Genomic DNA, 18785 nt, shown 5'->3' on the forward strand with positions numbered 1-18785 from the left:
ATGCTATTATGCAGTTTCCTTTTTTATTTTTGTCATTGTATTATTATTGACTGGGCGTAATAATATTTGGGGTATTGTAAGATTGGGGGATGCTAATATTGATGCATCAGTATGAGCTTATTGAACGTGTGCGGCGTTACAAGCGGGATGTCAATGAAGCTTTATTAAATAAAGCTTATGTTTATGCGATGCAGAAGCATGCACATCAGAGGCGTGCGTCAGGGGATCTTTATTTTTCTCATCCTGTAGAAGTTGCTGCTATCTTGACAGATATGCGTTTGGATGAAGCAACGATTGCTGTTGCCCTGTTACATGATACGATTGAAGATACGAGCGCTACAAGGGAAGAGATTGATCAGCTCTTTGGATCTGAAATTGGTGAGTTGGTTGAAGGACTTACAAAGCTTAATAAGCTTGATTTTGTATCAAAAAAGGCAGTGCAAGCAGAAAATCTGCGTAAGCTTCTTATTGCTATCTCTGATGATTTTCGTGTTCTTTTAGTTAAACTTGCGGATCGTCTTCATAATATGCGTACTCTTGATGTTATGTGTGATGATAAGCGTAGATGGATCGCTGAAGAAACGATGGAGATTTATGCACCTCTTGCTAGCCGTATGGGGATGCAGGATATGCGCGAAGAATTAGAAAATCTTTCTTTTTTTTATTTAAATCCAGAAGGTTATCGTGCTATTGTTGAGAAGCTTTCTGAATTATTTCAGCGTAATTGTGATGTGCTCTCTACGATCGAAAACGAATTGACGAAGCTTTTTTCTAAATATGGTATTACAGCTGATGTTAAAAGTCGTCAAAAAAAGCCTTATTCCGTTTTTTGTAAAATGGAAAGTAGAGCACTATGTTTTGAACAGTTATCTGATATTTTTGGATTTCGTGTAATTGTTAAGACGGTTCATGATTGTTATGGTGCTCTCGGTATTATCCATACCACATGGCCAATGATTCCTGGTCGCTTTAAGGATTATATTTCTATACCAAAACAAAATGATTATCGCTCAATTCATACGACAATTGTTGGTCCTTCAAGGCAACGTGTTGAGCTACAGATTAGAACTGGTGTTATGGATGAAATTGCTGAATATGGTGTTGCCGCACATTCCGTTTATAAAGATCATGGCTCTAGTTATTCAGTTTCGAAATTATCAAGTGAAGCAAAAGCTTATGCATGGTTATGCCAAACGATTCAATCTTTGTTAGATGGGGATAATCCAGAAGAATTTTTAGAACATACAAAGCTTGAACTTTTCCAAGATCAGGTTTTCTGTTTTACACCGAAAGGGCAATTAATTGCTTTGCCACAAGGTGCTATATCCATTGATTTTGCTTATGCTGTCCACACTGATATTGGTAATTCTTGTGTAGGAGTGAAAATCAATGGTTGTATCATGCCGTTGATGACCAAATTGAAAAATGGTGATGAGGTTGATATTATATGTTCACAAGCTCAAATTCCGCCAGCAGCGTGGGAATTTCTTGTTGTAACGGGGAAAGCGCGTTCAGCAATTCGTCGCGCAACACGTGCAGCAGTTCGTAAACAATATTCTGGTCTCGGTTATCGTATTCTTGAACATGCGTTTGGATGCGCAGAAAAACAATTTTCAAAAGACATGCTTCAACAAGTTGTGCTGCATTTGGCGCGTAGGGATGTAGAAGATATATTAGAGGCTGTTGGGAGCGGTGAATTAACATCTGTTGACGTAATTAAAGCTGTTTATCCTGATTATCAGGATTATCGTTTAAAGCAGAAGTCACATCTTAACTCTGGAGAAAAAGGTTGGCTGAATGTTGAAAATGGTCGAAGTGTGATCTCTACGATACCTGAAAACGAACAAGATAAAACCTCAGAAGAAGGATATCAGTGTAAAGCGTTACCTATTCGAGGAACACGTAGAGATATTCCCATGCTGTTTTCTCCTGAGGGGGCTGTACCAGGAGATCGAATTGTTGGCATTATGAAACCGGGTGCAGGTATTATTATTTATCCTATTCAATCTTCAGCTTTGATAGCTTATGATGATAAACCGGAACGTTGGATTGATATACGCTGGGATATTGATGGCGAAATGAGTGAACGTTTCCCTGCGTTGATCAATATTTTAGCTGCCAATAGTCCTGGTTCTTTAGCAGAAGTTACTCAGGTTATTTTTGCCAATGACGCCAATATCAAAAATTTATCTTTGATCCATACAGCGCCAGATTTTACAGAAATTGTGATTGATTTAGAAGTTTGGGATTTAAAATACTTGAATCGTATTATTTCTCAGTTAAAAGGGTTAAATTCAGTTAATGTAGCGCGCCGAGTTTATGGATAAATAAGAGATTTTTGATGAATACACAGGATGTGATTAATATTTTTAAACAGGCAGATGCTATTCTAGAAGGACATTTTATTTTAACATCAGGTCGCCATAGTGCTACTTTTTTGCAGAAGGCGAAGGTATTTATGCGTGCTGATCTAACAGAAAAGTTATGTCGAGGTTTAGCGCAGGAAATTAAAAGACATGTTAAAGGAAAAATTGACTATGTGGTTGGACCAGCGATTGGTGGCCTTATTCCTTCTTACGAGACATCACGTCATCTTGGTGTTCCTTCCATTTGGGTAGAGCGTGAGAATGGTGTATTTCGGTTGCGGCGTTTCGAAGTTGAAAAAGGCGCTCGAGTTGTTATTGTTGAAGATATTGTCACAACTGGTCTTTCTATTCGTGAAACAATTGAAGCTCTTGTTACAGTAGAGGCAGATGTAGTAGCGAGTGCATGTATCATTGATCGTTCTGGTGGTAAAGTTGATGTCGGTGTTCCGTTGATTGCATTAGCTGAATATGAGATAGAATCTTATACTCATGATACGCTGCCTTATGAACTTTCTCAAATTCCAGCAGTTAAGCCAGGAAGCAGGAATATTTAATTGTCTTTTTATCATTTTGTTTTTGTTAGAATTTTGATTAGATTAATGTAAATAATAAGGATTATCTTATTTTGGGGATATGTAAAACTGTATGCTTTTTCGTCATCGAAAACCAATAAACTTGAGAGAGCGTATTCGGCTTTTAGTTTGGCCGCGTCGTTCATTTGCTCGTTCGTTTCATTATATGTGTAAACGTATTTTACGTATATCAGCGACTCCGCATAAAATAGCGTTAGGGTTTTCTATTGGAATTTTTTCAGCGTGTTCGCCTTTTTTTGGTTTACACATCATCTTAGCAGTATTTTTTTCTTGGATTTTACGTGGAAATTTTACTGCAGCGATTATCGGAACTATTTTTTCCAATCCACTTACATTTTTTCCTATCATCGTGGTTGATTATAAGGTAGGTTATCTATTTTTGTCGCTTTTAAAGCATGTAGATAAAATATCTCTTGTGCAAATTCGTACAATGTTTGATGGTTTGACATTTTCACAAATATGGTTAATTTTCTGGGAGACATGGGATTTGGTGATGATGCCAATGATTTTAGGCGGTATGTTTTTAGGGTCTATTCTTGGTGGTTTGTTTTATATAGGTGTTTACAGTGGAACGGTTCGTTTTCAAAAAAAGAGATACAAAAAGATAATGAAAAAGGTGAATTTACATCAAGAAAATCAAAAAAGTATTTCATGATCATTGGTTTTGGTAACGATATGATAGACATAAGACGAATTGAAAAAATATTAATTCGTCATGGTAGTCGTTTTATTCAACGCATTTTTACAGATATTGAACAAAATAAATCTGAAAATTTTCCAAAACGTTCTTATGCTTATGCGAAGAGATTTTCCGCTAAAGAGGCTTGTGCTAAAGCTTTAGGAACAGGAATTGCTTACGGTGTTAATTGGAGAGATATAGGGATAGTTAATTCACCATCTGGAAAACCAACTATAAAGCTAACAAATCATGCACAAATACAGTTAGAAAAGTTATTACCGTCTAATCATGATGCTTTTATTCATCTCAGCATGACGGATGACTTTCCTTGGGCACAGGCATTTGTGATTATAGAAGCACTTCCACGTAGGTAGATATTGTGAGAGATTTGTGTTTCTGTTATTTGAAAATTATAGTGCAAAAAAGTTATATTTGCAATGGGAGGTAGCCTGTGATGAGCCAAAAAGAAACAACGAAAAATAAAAAGGAAAAAGGTGGAGTCCTTGAGTTCATTTCTGTTTTTGTTCAGGCTTTTATTTGGGCTATGCTTATCCGCACGTTTTTGTTCCAGCCTTTTACTATTCCTTCTGGTTCGATGCGTCCTACTTTATTGGTAGGGGATTATTTATTTGTTTCCAAATATGCATATGGATATTCTCGTTTCTCTTTTCCTTTCTCTTTTCCTCTTTTTTCAGGACGTATTTGGGTATCTCAGCCTGAGCGTGGAGATGTTTTGGTTTTTCGTTTACCTAGTGATCCGAGTATTGACTATATTAAACGTGTTGTTGGATTACCGGGTGATCGTATTCAGGTTCGCCAAGGTGTTCTTTATATTAATGATCAAGCTATTTCGCGCCAATTTATGGGGCAAGTTGATGATCCAGATATAACAGAAATCAATAATCCTGTTGATGTTTATCGTGAGAAAATGTCTAACGGTGTAAGTTACAATACTCTTAGCTTTGGGTATTTTCCACAAGTGGATGATACAAAAGTTTTTGAAGTTCCTTCAGGGCATTATTTTGTGATGGGTGATAATCGTCATAATTCAGATGATAGTCGTTTAAATGTAGGTTATGTTCCTGAAGAAAATCTTATAGGTCGAGCCAATTTAATTTTTTTCTCTATCAGCAATAATTCACGTGCTTGGCAGTTTTGGCGTTGGCCATTTGATGTGCGCTGGGCTCGTTTGTTTTCTTTTGTTAACACTACCCATGATTTCCCACTTAATAAGTAGGATATAGGGATGAAGCATCAGACCATTGATCAACTTAAAAAGCTAACTGGGCACAGCTTTAAAAATGAAGATCTATTAAAAAAAGCGTTAACGCATTCCAGTGTTCAACATTCAGAACAAGGTAATTATGAGCGGTTAGAATTTTTGGGTGACCGTGTTCTTGGGCTCTTGGTTGCAGAGATGCTGTATCAGTTTTTCCCACAGGCCAGTGAAGGTGAATTATCAATACGTTTGAACGGCTTAGTGAATGCACAAACATGTGCTGATATAGCAAGTGAAATAGGTTTGCCTGATATGGTCCATGTTGGTTGTGAGATGAAAAATTTAGAAGGGCGCCGGCTAGCTAATATGCATGCGGATGTCGTTGAAGCTTTAATTGCGGTGATGTATCTTGATGGAGGATTGAAAAGTGTTCGCCCCTTCATTCAAAGATATTGGCAAGATAGAGCAAAGAAAGTTGATGCTAGCCGACGTGATGCCAAAACAGAATTGCAAGAATGGGCTCATACACAAAATGGTGTACAACCGCAATATCGGGTTATTAAGCGCTGTGGGTTGGATCATGATCCTGTTTTTGTGGTAGAAGTGAGTGTTCCTGGTTTTGCATCTGAGGTTGGAGAAGGTGGTTCCAAAAGACATGCGGAGAGAGTTGCAGCTGAAAAAGTTTTGCGACGTGAAGGTATGTGGGGATCAATAGAGAAAGATAATCATGGATGAAATTACCAAAACACGTTTTGGTTTTGTTGCTCTTGTGGGAGTGCCTAATGCTGGTAAATCGACATTGGTTAATCAGCTAGTTGGAACAAAAGTTTCAATTGTAACCCATAAAGTACAAACAACACGAGCTTTAGTGCGTGGTATTGTTATTCATGAAAAGACGCAAATTGTGTTAGTTGACACACCGGGTGTTTTTCGTCCTCGTAAGCGGTTAGAGCGAGCTATGGTTTCTGCTGCCTGGAGTGGAATTAAAGATGCTGATGTTCTTTTGGTTTTGATTGACGTTCAAAATGGTCTTTCAGATGTAGTGAATGCGATGTTGGATAATTTAGTAAATATCAAACAGGATAAAATTCTTGTTCTGAATAAAATTGATACCGTTGCTAAATCATCTCTTTTGGTGTTAACCGAAAAAATTAATGAACGAGTGAGCTTTTTGCGCACATTTATGATTTCGGCTTTAAATGGTTCTGGTTGTAAGGATTTGCTTGGTTATCTCAGTGCAATGATGCAGTCAGGACCATGGTGTTATCCAGAGGATCAAATTTCAGATATGCCTATGCGTCAACTGGCTGCTGAGATTACGCGCGAAAAGCTTTTTTTTCGTCTCCATAAAGAGCTTCCCTATGCTTCAACGGTTGAAACAGAAAATTGGGAAGAGCGTTCAGACGGTTCAGTTAAAATTAATCAAGTGATTTATGTAGAGCGTGAGAGCCAAAAAAAAATTCTTTTAGGGACAAAAGGTCATACAATTAAAGCAATTGGTCAGGCGGCTCGTAAGGAATTGACAGAAATTCTGGAACAGAGGGTTTCTCTTTTTTTGTTTGTGAAAGTGCGTAACAATTGGGATACTGATCCAGAACGCTATCGTGCAATGGTGCTGGATTTTTCAAAGTAAAAATGAAATGGAAAGAGCAAGCTATTATTCTTGGTGTACGTCAACATGGTGAAACAAGTGTTATTCTTGAAATTATAACACGTCAACATGGCCGTTATATGGGAGTCGTAAAAGGGGGGCGTTCTCGTAATATGGCTGCTTTTCTTCAGCCTGGCAATTTTGTTGAGGCTGAGTGGTGGGCTCGTTTAGAGGAACATTTGGGACTTTTTAAGCTTGAAGCTCTTGATTTATGTGCTTCACGATTAATGTTTTTACCAGAGGCACTCTATAGTTTGCAGTTGATGGCCTCTTATTTTCGGCTGCTTCCTGAGCGTGATCCTCATCCTATTTTGTATGATATTCTGTATCTTTTTATGCAGAATTTTGATGAACCGTTTGTAAATGCTGAGTTGCTTGTACGTTTTGAGATGTGTCTCCTTGAAGAACTTGGTTTTGGCCTTGATTTGTCTCATTGTGCTGTAACAGGTCGTCAAGAAAAACTTTATTATGTGTCTCCGAAATCAGGACGTGCTGTATGTGAGGAAGTAGGGCTTCTTTGGAAAAATAAGCTTTTACTTTTACCGAAATTTCTTATAGAGAGAACAAGCCGTCCTGTTGATTTTGATGACATAAGAAATGGATTCACTCTAACAGATTTTTTTTTAACACGCCATGTTTGGGGACCACAGGGAAAACAACCATCCATTCGTGCGAGTTTGATACAATTATTTGAGCGAAGATTTCATACGAAAGTGTAAATTGAGTGATTTTGTGAAAATGGATCAAATGTGATATGCGTGTTTTGAAAACAATTACTGAAGTACGCCAGCATCTTACAGAAGAACGGCGTTTGGGATTATCGATTGGCTTTGTGCCGACTATGGGTGCATTGCATCATGGTCATCTTGCTTTAGTCCAGAAAGCAAGAGAGATGTGCGATCGAGTATTGGTTTCTATTTTTGTTAATCCGAAACAATTTGGTTCTCATGAGGATTTTGAAGTCTATCCGAGAGATCTTTTAAGTGATTGTGCTTTGCTAAATAAAGAAGCGGTTGAATATGTTTTTGCACCTCCTGTAGAAGAAATGTGGCCGCTAGGAAATGATACAATCGTTGAGGTAGAAGGATTATCACGTATTTTAATGGGGGAACTACGTCCAGGGCATTTTTGCGGTGTGACGAGTGTTGTTGCTAAACTTTTTAACATTGTTCAGCCAGATAAAGTTTTTTTGGGAGAAAAGGATTTTCAACAGCTTCTGATTATTCGTCGCATGGTTAAAGATTTAGCTTTTCCTATTGAAGTTATTAGTGTTCCCATTTTACGTGATTCAGATGGTGTTGCTAGTTCTTCGCGTAATCAGCTGTTAACACCAGAAGATCGCAAAGCTGCAAAAATTATCCCTGAAAGTGGTAAAGCTGCTGAAAATCTTTATCGCCAAGGTGAACGGTCCGTTGATAAATTGTGCAAAGCTGTTCGTGATGTTTTACAACAAGAGCTGCGTGCTATTGTTGAATCAGTAGATTTACGGAATATGGAAACTTTATCTGCTATAAAGGGAACGCTAGATACACCTGCAGTTTTATTGCTAACCGTTCGTTTTGGTGACGTTAGGCTTATTGATCAATATATACTACAATAAAGGGTGGAACAATGAGTGTACATAAAGGTATAAAGCGTATCACTGCTTCTGAAATACAAGCGAAAAAGAAACAAGAACCGATTGTTTCTCTAACGGCTTATCAGGCTTATAGTGCACGGATTGCTGATCCATATTGCGACTTTCTTTTAGTTGGTGATAGTGTGGGTATGATTGTGCATGGGTTTGATACGACACTTCCTGTTGATCTGGATATGATGATTTTGCATGGGAAAGCGGTTATGCGTGGGTCTCAGCAGGCGCTTGTTGTGGTTGATATGCCTTTTGGTTCTTATGAAAAAAGTCCAGAACAAGCTTTTTCCAGCGCGTCACGTATTCTTGCAGAGACAGGATGTGGTGCTGTCAAGCTTGAAGGTGGCATTCATATGGCAAAAACAATTGATTTTTTATGCAAACGTGGCATTCCGGTTATGAGCCATATTGGTCTTACACCGCAGGCAGTAAATCATTTTGGTGGTTTTAAAACACAAGGGCGTGATAAAAGCGATTGGGAAAAGATTGAAGCTGATGCAGCAGCAATTGAGGATGCTGGTGCTTTTGCAGTCGTGGTGGAAGCGATAGTGGAGCCTTTAGCAGTAAAGCTCACAGAAAAGCTCTCTATTCCTACTATTGGGATTGGTGCATCTAATCAGTGTGATGGGCAAATTTTAGTAATGGAAGATATGTTGGGTTATGGTGCTTGGGCACCTAAATTCGTGCGTCGTTATGGTACTCTTGAACAAGCAATGGATACAGCAATCAGGAATTATGCAGAAGACGTTAAATCACGCGCTTTTCCATCAGATTCAGAAATTTATAAGCTTAAATAAAAAAGTGAAAAAGCTATATGATGTTCATTTCCGAATTTCCTTATAGCCTCTTTTCGATATATTTCTCTCATCAATATGTTAAATTACATTATGAGTTTTTAATGTAGGTGATGTATTGTTGTATGATCATTGGCTTAACGAGCCTATAGGGGACAGGTTTGAATCTCATGAGAAGTGCGAATAAAGTAGTATTCTGTTAAAATTATAGATCATCATGAAAGAGAAGTTTTTACTTTTATCCAAGGAAAGGTCATAAGATCGGTGCACTGCACGGATAGTTTTTTCAAGTTACAACAGGAAATAAATGACCAGAGAATGTTTATTGGGATCTTTGAAGTTCAATGTTATTGAAGCGGGTTAAAAACGCATTTTCAATCTGTTGTGTAGAACATAGTTGTAAATTGAGTTCACTAGGTAAAATGTCATGAGGGTAGCCAAAATAGCGAAGAGCTTCTTCTTTACTAAAACCAGAAAAAGTGGTGGCTTCATAAAAAGCAGCAATATGGTCAGCTTGTTTGATCTTTTTTGATAGCTTTTTGGGTAGGGACATTGGTAAAGAAAATCGTATATGAATGGCATCTTGTATATGTTTTTCAAATAATTTCATATTGTTTTCCTATAACTGCTTTAAAAGGTGAAATTACGTCACCAATGACGTATTTTTCTGCATCATGGAGAAGAAGAGCAAGGAGGCATTCGTTACGATTGGATTGAAGAAAAAGTTTCTTGAAATATTTCTTCTCCTAAGAGTGAATGTTGTGCGACAGAATAAGCATATTCACCCTGCATTTGGCTGTTCCAACGTGCAACACGGGCAAGACTATGGGCATAATATCTTCAATATCAAAAGGAGAAGGGTTCAATAAATCAATTCTCTGACTAAAAAGCATTCTTTGCCAAGTGCGCGCTTCTCTGTTTGATGATAATTCAACTTTAGCTATTAATTAATCCACGGTTCTTTCAGGGAAGGTAAAATTCATATTTTCAGCAATGCTTATTGTGACAGGAAGATTGTTGACTGTAAACTGACTATCTTTATCCATAGCATCTTTCACATGATCAATACGCATTAACGCTAGAGCTTCATTAGCGATACATGTTCCTAATTTTCCTAGTGTTTTATTCCTTGCTTCAATGGTAGATCCTGGTGTTAAATAGTGTTGGCCTCTAACTATCAAAAAGCGACGACGAGCTATTTTGCGATGATGCATTCGTGAGACAACTTCTTGTCCTACATAGCAGCCTTTATTGAATGATAATCCACCGATTTGGTCGTAATTAATGTCATGAGGAAACACTGTTCCTATTTCATAATCTTGACCACTTTCTGTAATTGCATAACGGATACGCATTCGGTGCCAATTGTCATTATCTTTTGGAGCTAAAAAGGGGATCTCATCGTATGTTCGAATAATTTTTTTATTTTCTGGAAATCGCTTATCAATAAAACATAAAGTAAATTTTGAAATATTTATTTCATTTTCTAAAAAAATCGTTGTAATACTTTGTAATGGTTGTGTAATTTCTACTTTTTTGTGTAGTTTGTAAAGAAGAAGGCGCTTTTGAAAGGTATCGGCTAAAGACTCTGCAATGTCAATCATATAGCCCTGATCTATTTTGCCAATGAGAAAATCAGCGATAACCTTTCCTTGTGGAGATAGAAGTGCACCAGGGAAAAGTTCTTGTGGACCAATTTTTGTCACATCTGTGGTAATGAGCATTTGTAAAAAATGAGTTGCTTCTTCACCTATTATGGTAATAATTTTTCTGTTTTTTAAGCTTATAGCATTTTGTTTTTCGATCATGGTTCTTGCCTTTCTGCTCAGATTTACATAATCGATAAAGAGATAACACCCAAGGGGTATGTTTATGTCTAAAACATTCGATACAATTTTTAAAGGCGCAATGCTTGTTAATCATGATGGGAGCGGTAAGCGTGATATTGCTGTAACAAATGGTCGTATTGCTAAAATTGGTGATCTTACGTGTGCGTCTGCTGGTGAGGTTATCGATTGTACAGGGCTTCATATTGTACCTGGTATTATTGATAGCCAGGTTCATTTCCGTGAACCGGGTAATGAGCATAAAGAAGATTTAGAAAGTGGTTCTCGTTCGGCGGTTTTAGGAGGGATTACAGCCGTATTTGAAATGCCTAATACGAACCCAATGACGATCTCGGAAGAGGCGTTGGCTGATAAAGTTAAACGCGGCTTCCATCGGATGCATTGTGATTTTGCATTTTGGATTGGAGGCACACGTGAAAATACACATGAAATGGCTGAGTTAGAGAGACTTCCTGGTGCTGCTGGAATTAAAGTGTTTATGGGGTCTTCTACAGGTAATCTGTTGGTAGATGATGATGAAAGTGTACGTCGTATTTTGCAAAATATACGTCGTCGTACAGCTTTTCATTCTGAAGATGAAGAGCGTCTCAATGAACGTAAAATATTCCGTGTTGAGGGAGATGTGTCATCACATCCAGTATGGCGTGATGAAGTTGCTGCTTTAAAATGTACACAGCGTTTGGTCAAAATTGCCCGTGAGATAGGGGCGCGCATTCATGTATTGCACATTTCTACAGCAGAAGAGATTGATTTTCTAAAAAATCATAAAGATATTGCAACACTTGAGGTAACCCATCATCATTTAACTTTGACAGCTAATGATTATAAACGATTTGGTGCATTAATCCAGATGAATCCACCTATTCGTGAAAGTCGCCACAGAGAAGGTCTTTGGCATGGTGTTCAGCAAGGTATTATTGACATTTTAGGCTCTGATCATGCTCCTCACACGCTTGAAGAAAAACAAAAGCCTTATCCCTCTTCGCCTTCAGGTATGACAGGTGTACAAACGACAGTAGCAATCATGTTGACTCATGTGAATACAGGAAAGATGTCTCTTGAGCGTTTTGTTGATCTCACGTCTCATGGTCCTCATCGTGTTTTTGGTATAAGTCGTAAAGGGCGTATTGCTGTTGGATATGATGCTGATTTGACAGTTATTGATCTTAAACGGGAAGAGATGATTACGAATGCAATGATTGGTTCACGTGCGGGATGGACACCCTATGATGGTAACAAAGTTAAAGGTTGGCCAGTTGGGACCATTATTCGTGGTATGCGAGTTATGTGGGAAGGTGAAATTGTTACGCCTTCACAAGGTGAGCCTGTAAAATTTATAGAAGCCCTATGAATTTATAAAAGCATTGTGAATATAAATACTGGTGTATTATCTTAGAATTTTAAGCGCTATTGAATGATTATGTGATTGCAAAAGGCATCCATAATGACCTTTTATGTTTAAAGATAGATAGTGTTTATATATTGCTAGATGAAATGCTGTGTCGATTAATATAAAAGGCAACAAACCGCTTGATTTGTTTTATTTTATTTTTGTACGCATAGTGTACTTATTTACTATCGTTTATTGATATCTTTTATTTTATATGTGTAAGTTGGTTTGATGTTGAAAATAAAAAATTCAACAAAGCGATATTTTTTCGGAAAGTGTGAATAACTTGGTAGTGTAAGTGAGCTTTACCTAAAAGTATAGCAAGCAGTATCGCTAACGGAGTATGATTATGGGAAATTTGCGATTTTATAACACGCTGACACGTAAGAAAGAAGATTTTATACCGATAGATCCTGCTAAAGTCCGTCTTTATGTTTGTGGTCCGACAGTTTATGATTATGCTCATATCGGTAATGCACGTCCTGTAATTGTTTTTGATATTTTATTTCGTTTGTTGCGTCATGTTTATGGTAAGGATCATGTTATATATGCTCGTAATGTCACGGACGTAGATGATAAAATTAATATGCGAGCTATTCGTGAGTATCCAGAGTTAACGCTTAATGATGCCATTCACCAGCTAACTGAACGTACGTATGACCAATTTCAACAAGATACAGAGGCACTTGGTTGTTTATTGCCGACCTATCAACCACGTGCAACCGATCATTTGGAAGAAATGCGATCTTTGATTGAGAAGCTTCTTGAAAAAGGTCACGCGTATATAGCAGAAAATCATGTATTATTTTCTGTCAATAGTATGAAAAATAATCCTCTTTACGGTGCATTTGCAAAACGATCGTTGAATGAAATGAAAGCAGGTGCGCGCGTTGATGTTGCCGCTTATAAAAGGGATGATATGGATTTTGTTTTATGGAAACCTTCTACGCAGCAAGAGCCAGGTTGGAAATCACCAGCAGGCATTTCTGTTTTAGGTCGTCCAGGTTGGCATATAGAATGTTCAGCTATGTCGATGGCAAAGTTGTTAACACCTTATGGTGGTGGTTTAGCATGTGATGATTTGAGCGTGAATGTTTTTGATATTCATGGGGGTGGAATTGATTTGATTTTTCCTCATCATGAAAATGAAATTGCACAAAGTTGTTCAGTGTTTGGAACTGAGCGAATGGCTAATTTTTGGATGCATAACGGCTTTTTGCAGGTTGAAGGCAGAAAGATGTCTAAAAGCTTTGGCAATTTCATTACTATTCGCTCTATATTAGAGAGAAATTTTGTTGAATTCAGTAATGCTATGACTGGTAATATGAAACAGAGTTGGGCTGGTTTGTCTGCACGTTTTTCAATGTTGCAAACTCATTATCGTGAACCATTAAATTGGACAGCTCAGCGCTTAGCTCAATCTAGTAGTGAATTATATCGTTGGTATGAATTGCTTCGCTGTGAAAGAAGTTGTTTGGATAACAGTGGAGTGATTGATGCTTCTCTAATAAGCACATTGAGTGATGATCTTAACACTCCAAATTCATTTACTCTTTTACGTAAATTTTACAAAGAAAATAATGCTGTAGCTCTTGTCCAGGGGATGGATCTTTTTGGACTATTGCGACAAGAGTGGGTTAAAGAAGTAGAATGTCCACTTTTTGTTAAAAAGATAGATTTGGATTCAAAATTTATTGACCAGCGTATTGCTGAAAGGCTGTTTTTTATTCAAAATAAAGAATGGGCAGCTGCTGATAAAATTCGTGATGAGCTTGCGAAAAAGGGGATTTTTTTAAAAGATGAAAAGGATGCACGGACTGGTGAGCGTCTAACCACATGGGAAGTGAAATGATTATAATTTTCGTAATTTAAGCTGCCTTCATAAAAAGAAGAGAAAATGAGTAGCTATTTTCTGCATTAAAAAGAAGAAAGCAAGAAATCTGCAATTTTAATACAAAATAGTAAAATTCTTGAAGAAGGCTTAAGGAAATTACTCAATCAACAACTTAGCTCAACTAACAGTTGAAAAAAAATAAAATCTAAGGGTATATTTGCAGTAAAATGGTATGAAAATATAGTAAAAATTATAAATTCTACAGCGAGTTATTTTTGTTCTTTTTAATTCTAAATATTTTAGAAGTATAAAATTTATAAGAAGCCAAGGGGAAAATAACATTGATTTGTAAAGGGGGGGCATTTAGCAATGATTCTCACATATATAGTAAATAATGGAGAAATAAAGGCTTTATGAAACAGAATAAAAAGGTAAAGACGGTATCAGCAGATTCAGGTCAGACTTTACGCACACTTTATAATTTGTGGCCTTATATGTGGCCATCAGATCGACCTGATTTAAAGATGCGTGTTGTATGGGCAGTATTATATCTTATTTTAGCGAAACTTGTTCTCATATCTGTGCCGTATTTTTTGAAATATGCGACGGATGCATTCGACACAAGTTTTGAACCACCTGTATGGCTTTCATCCACCTGGATGATCCCTATTATGCTTGTTTTAGCGTATAATATTGCGCGCATTGTTCAGGCTGGATTAAACCAATTACGTGATTCTCTTTTTGCTACTGTAGGTCAACATGCTATTCGTCGATTAGCATATAAAACCTTTATCCATATTCATGGGTTATCTTTACGCTTCCATTTAGAACGGCGGACTGGCGGGCTTTCTCGAGTTATTGAGCGTGGTGCGAAAGGAATTGAAGCTATTGTTCGGTTTTCAATTTTAAATACAGTGCCAACCATTTTGGAGTTTTCTTTAACCGCACTCGTATTTTATATAAGTTATGGATGGAGTTATTTTCTCGTAATTTTGGCAACAGTTGGTTTGTATACGTGGTTTACAATCAAAGCAAGTAATTGGCGTATTGGTATTAGGCACGAAATGAATGAGGCTGATACAGAAGCGAATACGCGTGCAGTTGATTCTCTCTTAAATTTTGAAACAGTTAAATATTTTTGTAATGAAACTTTAGAAGCGCGTCGATTTGATGCTTCCATGGCAGGTTATGAAAAAGCTGCAACAAAAATTTGGACATCATTGAGCTGGCTGAATTTTGGTCAAGCTTTTATTTTGGGCATTGGCATGACTATTCTTATGTTAATGTCAGCGCGTGAAATTTTTTACACAACTCAAACGATAGGAGATTTTATTTTTATCAATGCGCTTTTAATACAGCTTTCTATTCCATTGAATTTTATTGGTTCGATTTATCGTGAAATTCGGCAGGGTTTAGCTGATATTGAGGCTATGTTCGATCTTTTGGATGTTCAACAAGAAATCGTTGATAAACCAGATGCTAAACCGTTAGTCGTGCGTGATGGAACCATCCGGTTTCATCAGGTGAAATTTTCGTATGATTCTTGTCGTCCAATTCTCAAAAATATTGATTTTGAAGTTCCTGGAGGGAAGACAGTTGCAATTGTTGGGCCATCAGGTTCTGGTAAATCAACAATTTCTCGATTACTTTTTCGTTTTTATGACATTGAATCAGGGGCGATAACGATTGATGGGCAAGATATCCGTAATGTGACTCAAGAAAGTTTACGTGAAGTCATCGGTATAGTGCCACAAGATACGGTTCTGTTTAATGACACTATTGCATATAATATTCATTATGGGCGCCCAAGTACTACAGATGAAGAGATGTGTAAAGCTGCTGAGATGGCGCAGATATCAAAATTTATTGAAATATTACCAGAAGGATTTCAATCTATAGTAGGGGAACGTGGTCTTAAATTATCAGGTGGTGAAAAACAACGTGTAGCTATTGCACGAACACTTTTAAAAGCGCCTCCGCTTCTTATTTTAGATGAAGCAACTTCAGCTCTTGATACAACAACAGAACAAGATATTCAGCAAGCATTGGATATTGTAAGCCGCGATCGTACGACCTTAATTATTGCTCATCGTCTTTCCACTGTGATTGGGGCTGACGAAATTTTGGTGCTTAAAGATGGCTGTATCATTGAGAAGGGAACACATATTGATCTCTTAGCTAAGAAAGGTTTATATGCTTCGATGTGGAATAGGCAGCTTGAAGCTTCACGGGTTGAAGAGAAATTGCGTAAAATGCATGAAGAAGATGAGATGGGCGTTGTTAATCCTAGAAAATAAGTTATATGAGATTATGCTTGGAGCTATGTGAAGATATTAAATAATATACGAAAAGCGGAAAAATAAAAAAGTTTATTGGTTGTTAGATCATCTATAAATAGGGAATTATCATGAGTATTTTTCGATCTATCCGTGATAGTGTTGTTTCAATTCATAAGGAAGGCTACCCTTTCATTGTAGCGTTTTTTATTATCTCACTCATTCTTGGTTGGATATGGGATCCATTATTTTGGTTTGGCCTTGTTCTGACAGTATGGTGTATATATTTCTTCCGTGATCCAGAGCGTGTAACGCCTATGAATGCAGATTGGGTTGTTTCCCCTGCTGATGGGCGTATTTCCTTTGTCGGGTTATGTGTTCCGCCTGAAGAATTGAATTTAGGAAAAAATGAAATGATGCGTGTTTCTGTATTCATGGATGTTTTTTCATGTCATATCAATCGTGTTCCTATGAGTGGTACAATAGAGTCTATTGTTTATAGCCCGGGTAAATTTATTAATGCTGATCTTGATAAGGCCAGTGAATTTAACGAGCGTAATGGGGTTGTGATTGATAGTAAATATGGTAAAATCGGTGTAGTACAGATAGCTGGACTGGTTGCGCGTCGAATCGTTTGTTGGTCAAAAGAAGACGATTCTGTTGTCGCTGGACAGCGTTTTGGTATGATTCGCTTTGGGTCTCGTCTTGATGTTTATATGCCAGCCGAAATAAAATTGCGTGTTGCAGTTGGCCAGACATCAATTGCTGGAGAAACGGTTTTAGGCTCTTTTGATAGTGACATTACTACAACTGATTTTAGGATTAATTAGGGTAAGTCATGAAAAGCTCTTTGCCATTTTCTTCATTTGATACTGAAGGACAACGTGATGATATTGCTCATCGGCGGCGTTTGCCTATGCCGATGCGCTATGTTATTCCTAATATTATCACTATTTTAGCAATTTGTGCAGGGATGAGTGGTATTCGTTTGGCTTTTGAGAATCGCTATGAGTCAGCTATTTTTATGATACTCTTAGCAGCGGTTTTAGATGGAGCGGACGGCCGCATTGCTCGTTTGATGGATGGGAGCTCATCTTTTGGGGCGCATATGGATTCTCTTGCTGACGTCATTAATTTTGGTGTTACGCCCGCTCTTGTAGTTTATTCTTTTATGCTTACTCAGGCTCATCAAGTAGGTTGGGTTGCTGCTCTTGTATATTGTGTTGCTTGTTGTTTGCGCCTAGCTCGTTTCAATGTGATGCTAGATAATACTGATATTCCAGGATGGCAGAAGGATTATTTTGTTGGTGTACCAGCACCAGCGGGGGCATTATTGCTTTTATTACCTGTTTATTTAGGAGCCCTTGGCTTAGTACCAAGTTGGAGTTGGTCTTTATTTTTCAGTCTTTATACTGTGGTTATTGCTTTTTTATTAGTAAGCCGCTTGCCAGTGTGGAATGCGAAAACAGTTGGGCAGAAATTGAGGCGCGATATTGTAATACCGTGCATGTTGGTTATGGTTATTTATGTTGGTTTTCTTGCAACTTACACATGGTATACTTTACTAATAACAGCTGTTAGCTATATGATTTTTCTACCTTATAGTGCTTTTTGTTATAGTAAACGGGCTGCTTTAGAAGAAAAAGAGATAAACATTACAATTAACCAAGATTCATAGAATTTTATATCTGCTTTTAGAAAAATAGTAGAATGTGGATGGAGTACGCTGATACAATTTTGCGTGCGAGGCAATATCAATCAGGCACACAATAATTCATGAATCGATTTTTACGAATATCAAAAAGCTTACCTGTTTCTTTTAAATCGGGTAAAGAGAGATGAACTATTTTTTTAGCAACTTCTTGTGGAGAGGGTAAAGTTTGAGGATCTTCATTAGGGAAAGCTTGTGTGCGCATTTTTGTGCGTGTTGCACCTGGGTTAACACAGTTGACTTTGATGTGCGTTTGTTTGAGTTCTTCTGCCCAACAGCGAGCAATAATTTCCAAAGCAGCTTTAGAAGCTGCATAAGCTCCCCAAGAAGCGCGTGCAGAATGAGCAACGCTTGATGATAACAGGATAGCTCGCCCAGCATCAGATTGACGTAATAAGGGTTCAACAGTTTTCATTAAGCGCCATGAGCTGATAAGATTTACTTGAATAACTTCTTCAAACACCACATTTTCAATATGAGAAATTGGTGACAGTGTCCCAAGGATGCTAGCATTTGCAAGCATAATATCAAGTTTTTTCCAACGTTCAGCAATTGAAATACTTAAATCATCAATAGCTTCTAAATTTTGTAAATTCAGTGGTACTAACGTTGCAGAAGAACCTATATTTTGGATTTTTTCCTCAAGTTCTGTTAGGCGACTGAGTGTGCGAGCAATAGCAATAATGTGCGCACCACGTGCTGCTAATTCTATAGCTAAATGATAACCAATTCCTCTGGAAGCACCCGTGATTAATGCAACACGTCCTGAAAGGTTAAAATCAGATTTTTCCATGA

Annotated in this window: 17 protein-coding genes and 1 pseudogene; 15 read left to right on the top strand and 3 right to left on the bottom strand. The window is 37.5% G+C overall.

Annotated elements, in window-relative coordinates; genetic code table 11:
• Window positions 1-98: 98 nt before the first annotated feature.
• From H710_RS02820 to panB, 10 genes are all read left to right on the top strand, one after another.
• Complete coding sequence (locus H710_RS02820; RefSeq protein WP_041849342.1) at window positions 99-2327, top strand: RelA/SpoT family protein; 2229 nt, start codon at window positions 99-101, stop codon at window positions 2325-2327.
• Window positions 2328-2341: 14 nt separating this feature from the next.
• On the top strand, window positions 2342-2920 hold the full coding sequence (gene pyrE / locus H710_RS02825) for an orotate phosphoribosyltransferase (RefSeq protein WP_041849343.1): 579 nt from the start codon (window positions 2342-2344) through the stop codon (window positions 2918-2920).
• A 91-nt stretch (window positions 2921-3011) separates the two neighbouring features.
• The gene (locus H710_RS02830; RefSeq protein WP_041849344.1) at window positions 3012-3614 is read left to right on the top strand and encodes a DUF2062 domain-containing protein; all 603 of its coding nucleotides are present in this window, start codon (window positions 3012-3014) and stop codon (window positions 3612-3614) included.
• Window positions 3611-4012 (top strand): holo-ACP synthase, encoded by a 402-nt coding sequence (gene acpS, locus H710_RS02835; RefSeq protein ID WP_041849345.1) that lies wholly within the window; start codon window positions 3611-3613, stop codon window positions 4010-4012. Before H710_RS02830 ends, acpS begins: the two co-directional genes overlap by 4 nt.
• 80 nt (window positions 4013-4092) lie before the next feature.
• A complete protein-coding gene (gene lepB, locus H710_RS02840) occupies window positions 4093-4875 on the top strand; it encodes a signal peptidase I (protein WP_041849346.1) in 783 nt (260 codons plus the stop codon).
• Between the two features lie 9 nt (window positions 4876-4884).
• Window positions 4885-5592, top strand: coding sequence for a ribonuclease III (gene rnc / locus H710_RS02845; RefSeq protein WP_041849347.1), 708 nt, complete (start codon window positions 4885-4887; stop codon window positions 5590-5592).
• The gene (gene era / locus H710_RS02850) at window positions 5585-6490 is read left to right on the top strand and encodes a GTPase Era (RefSeq protein WP_041849348.1); all 906 of its coding nucleotides are present in this window, start codon (window positions 5585-5587) and stop codon (window positions 6488-6490) included. The genes rnc and era overlap by 8 nt, the downstream gene beginning before the upstream one ends.
• A 2-nt stretch (window positions 6491-6492) precedes the next feature.
• Entirely contained in the window at window positions 6493-7227 is a 735-nt protein-coding gene (gene recO, locus H710_RS02855; RefSeq protein WP_041849349.1) for a DNA repair protein RecO, read from the top strand.
• Between the two features lie 35 nt (window positions 7228-7262).
• Window positions 7263-8108: a pantoate--beta-alanine ligase gene (panC, locus tag H710_RS02860; protein ID WP_041849350.1), complete on the top strand. Its 846-nt coding sequence runs from the start codon at window positions 7263-7265 to the stop codon at window positions 8106-8108.
• 11 nt (window positions 8109-8119) lie between these two features.
• Window positions 8120-8935, top strand: a complete 816-nt coding sequence (panB, locus tag H710_RS02865; RefSeq protein WP_041849351.1) for a 3-methyl-2-oxobutanoate hydroxymethyltransferase — start codon at window positions 8120-8122, stop codon at window positions 8933-8935.
• 319 nt (window positions 8936-9254) lie between these two features.
• Here panB and H710_RS02870 read toward each other — a convergent pair.
• Together H710_RS02870 and H710_RS02875 are read right to left on the bottom strand one after the other, a co-directional pair.
• A pseudogene (locus H710_RS02870) lies at window positions 9255-9876 on the bottom strand (hydrolase).
• Between the two features lie 3 nt (window positions 9877-9879).
• Window positions 9880-10740 carry a YgfZ/GcvT domain-containing protein gene (locus H710_RS02875; RefSeq protein WP_041849352.1) on the bottom strand — a complete coding sequence of 287 codons (861 nt, stop codon included), beginning with the start codon at window positions 10738-10740 and terminating at the stop codon, window positions 9880-9882.
• 64 nt (window positions 10741-10804) lie between these two features.
• Between H710_RS02875 and H710_RS02880 the strand changes: the two genes are divergently transcribed.
• From H710_RS02880 to pssA, 5 genes are all read left to right on the top strand, one after another.
• The gene (locus H710_RS02880; protein WP_041849353.1) at window positions 10805-12130 is read left to right on the top strand and encodes a dihydroorotase; all 1326 of its coding nucleotides are present in this window, start codon (window positions 10805-10807) and stop codon (window positions 12128-12130) included.
• Between the two features lie 388 nt (window positions 12131-12518).
• Window positions 12519-14021 (top strand): cysteine--tRNA ligase, encoded by a 1503-nt coding sequence (gene cysS, locus H710_RS02885; protein WP_041849354.1) that lies wholly within the window; start codon window positions 12519-12521, stop codon window positions 14019-14021.
• A 395-nt stretch (window positions 14022-14416) separates the two neighbouring features.
• Window positions 14417-16300 (top strand): ABCB family ABC transporter ATP-binding protein/permease, encoded by a 1884-nt coding sequence (locus H710_RS02890; protein ID WP_041849355.1) that lies wholly within the window; start codon window positions 14417-14419, stop codon window positions 16298-16300.
• Between the two features lie 110 nt (window positions 16301-16410).
• Complete coding sequence (locus H710_RS02895) at window positions 16411-17109, top strand: phosphatidylserine decarboxylase (RefSeq protein ID WP_041849356.1); 699 nt, start codon at window positions 16411-16413, stop codon at window positions 17107-17109.
• 8 nt (window positions 17110-17117) lie between these two features.
• On the top strand, window positions 17118-17957 hold the full coding sequence (gene pssA, locus H710_RS02900; RefSeq protein ID WP_041849357.1) for a CDP-diacylglycerol--serine O-phosphatidyltransferase: 840 nt from the start codon (window positions 17118-17120) through the stop codon (window positions 17955-17957).
• Between the two features lie 76 nt (window positions 17958-18033).
• On the opposite strand, the gene H710_RS02905 is transcribed toward pssA, so the two are convergent.
• Window positions 18034-18783, bottom strand: coding sequence for an SDR family NAD(P)-dependent oxidoreductase (locus tag H710_RS02905; RefSeq protein WP_041849358.1), 750 nt, complete (start codon window positions 18781-18783; stop codon window positions 18034-18036).
• Window positions 18784-18785 lie beyond the last annotated feature (2 nt).

The sequence above is a fragment of the Bartonella bacilliformis Ver097 genome, assembly GCF_000709795.1.
Lineage (GTDB): Bacteria > Pseudomonadota > Alphaproteobacteria > Rhizobiales > Rhizobiaceae > Bartonella > Bartonella bacilliformis_A.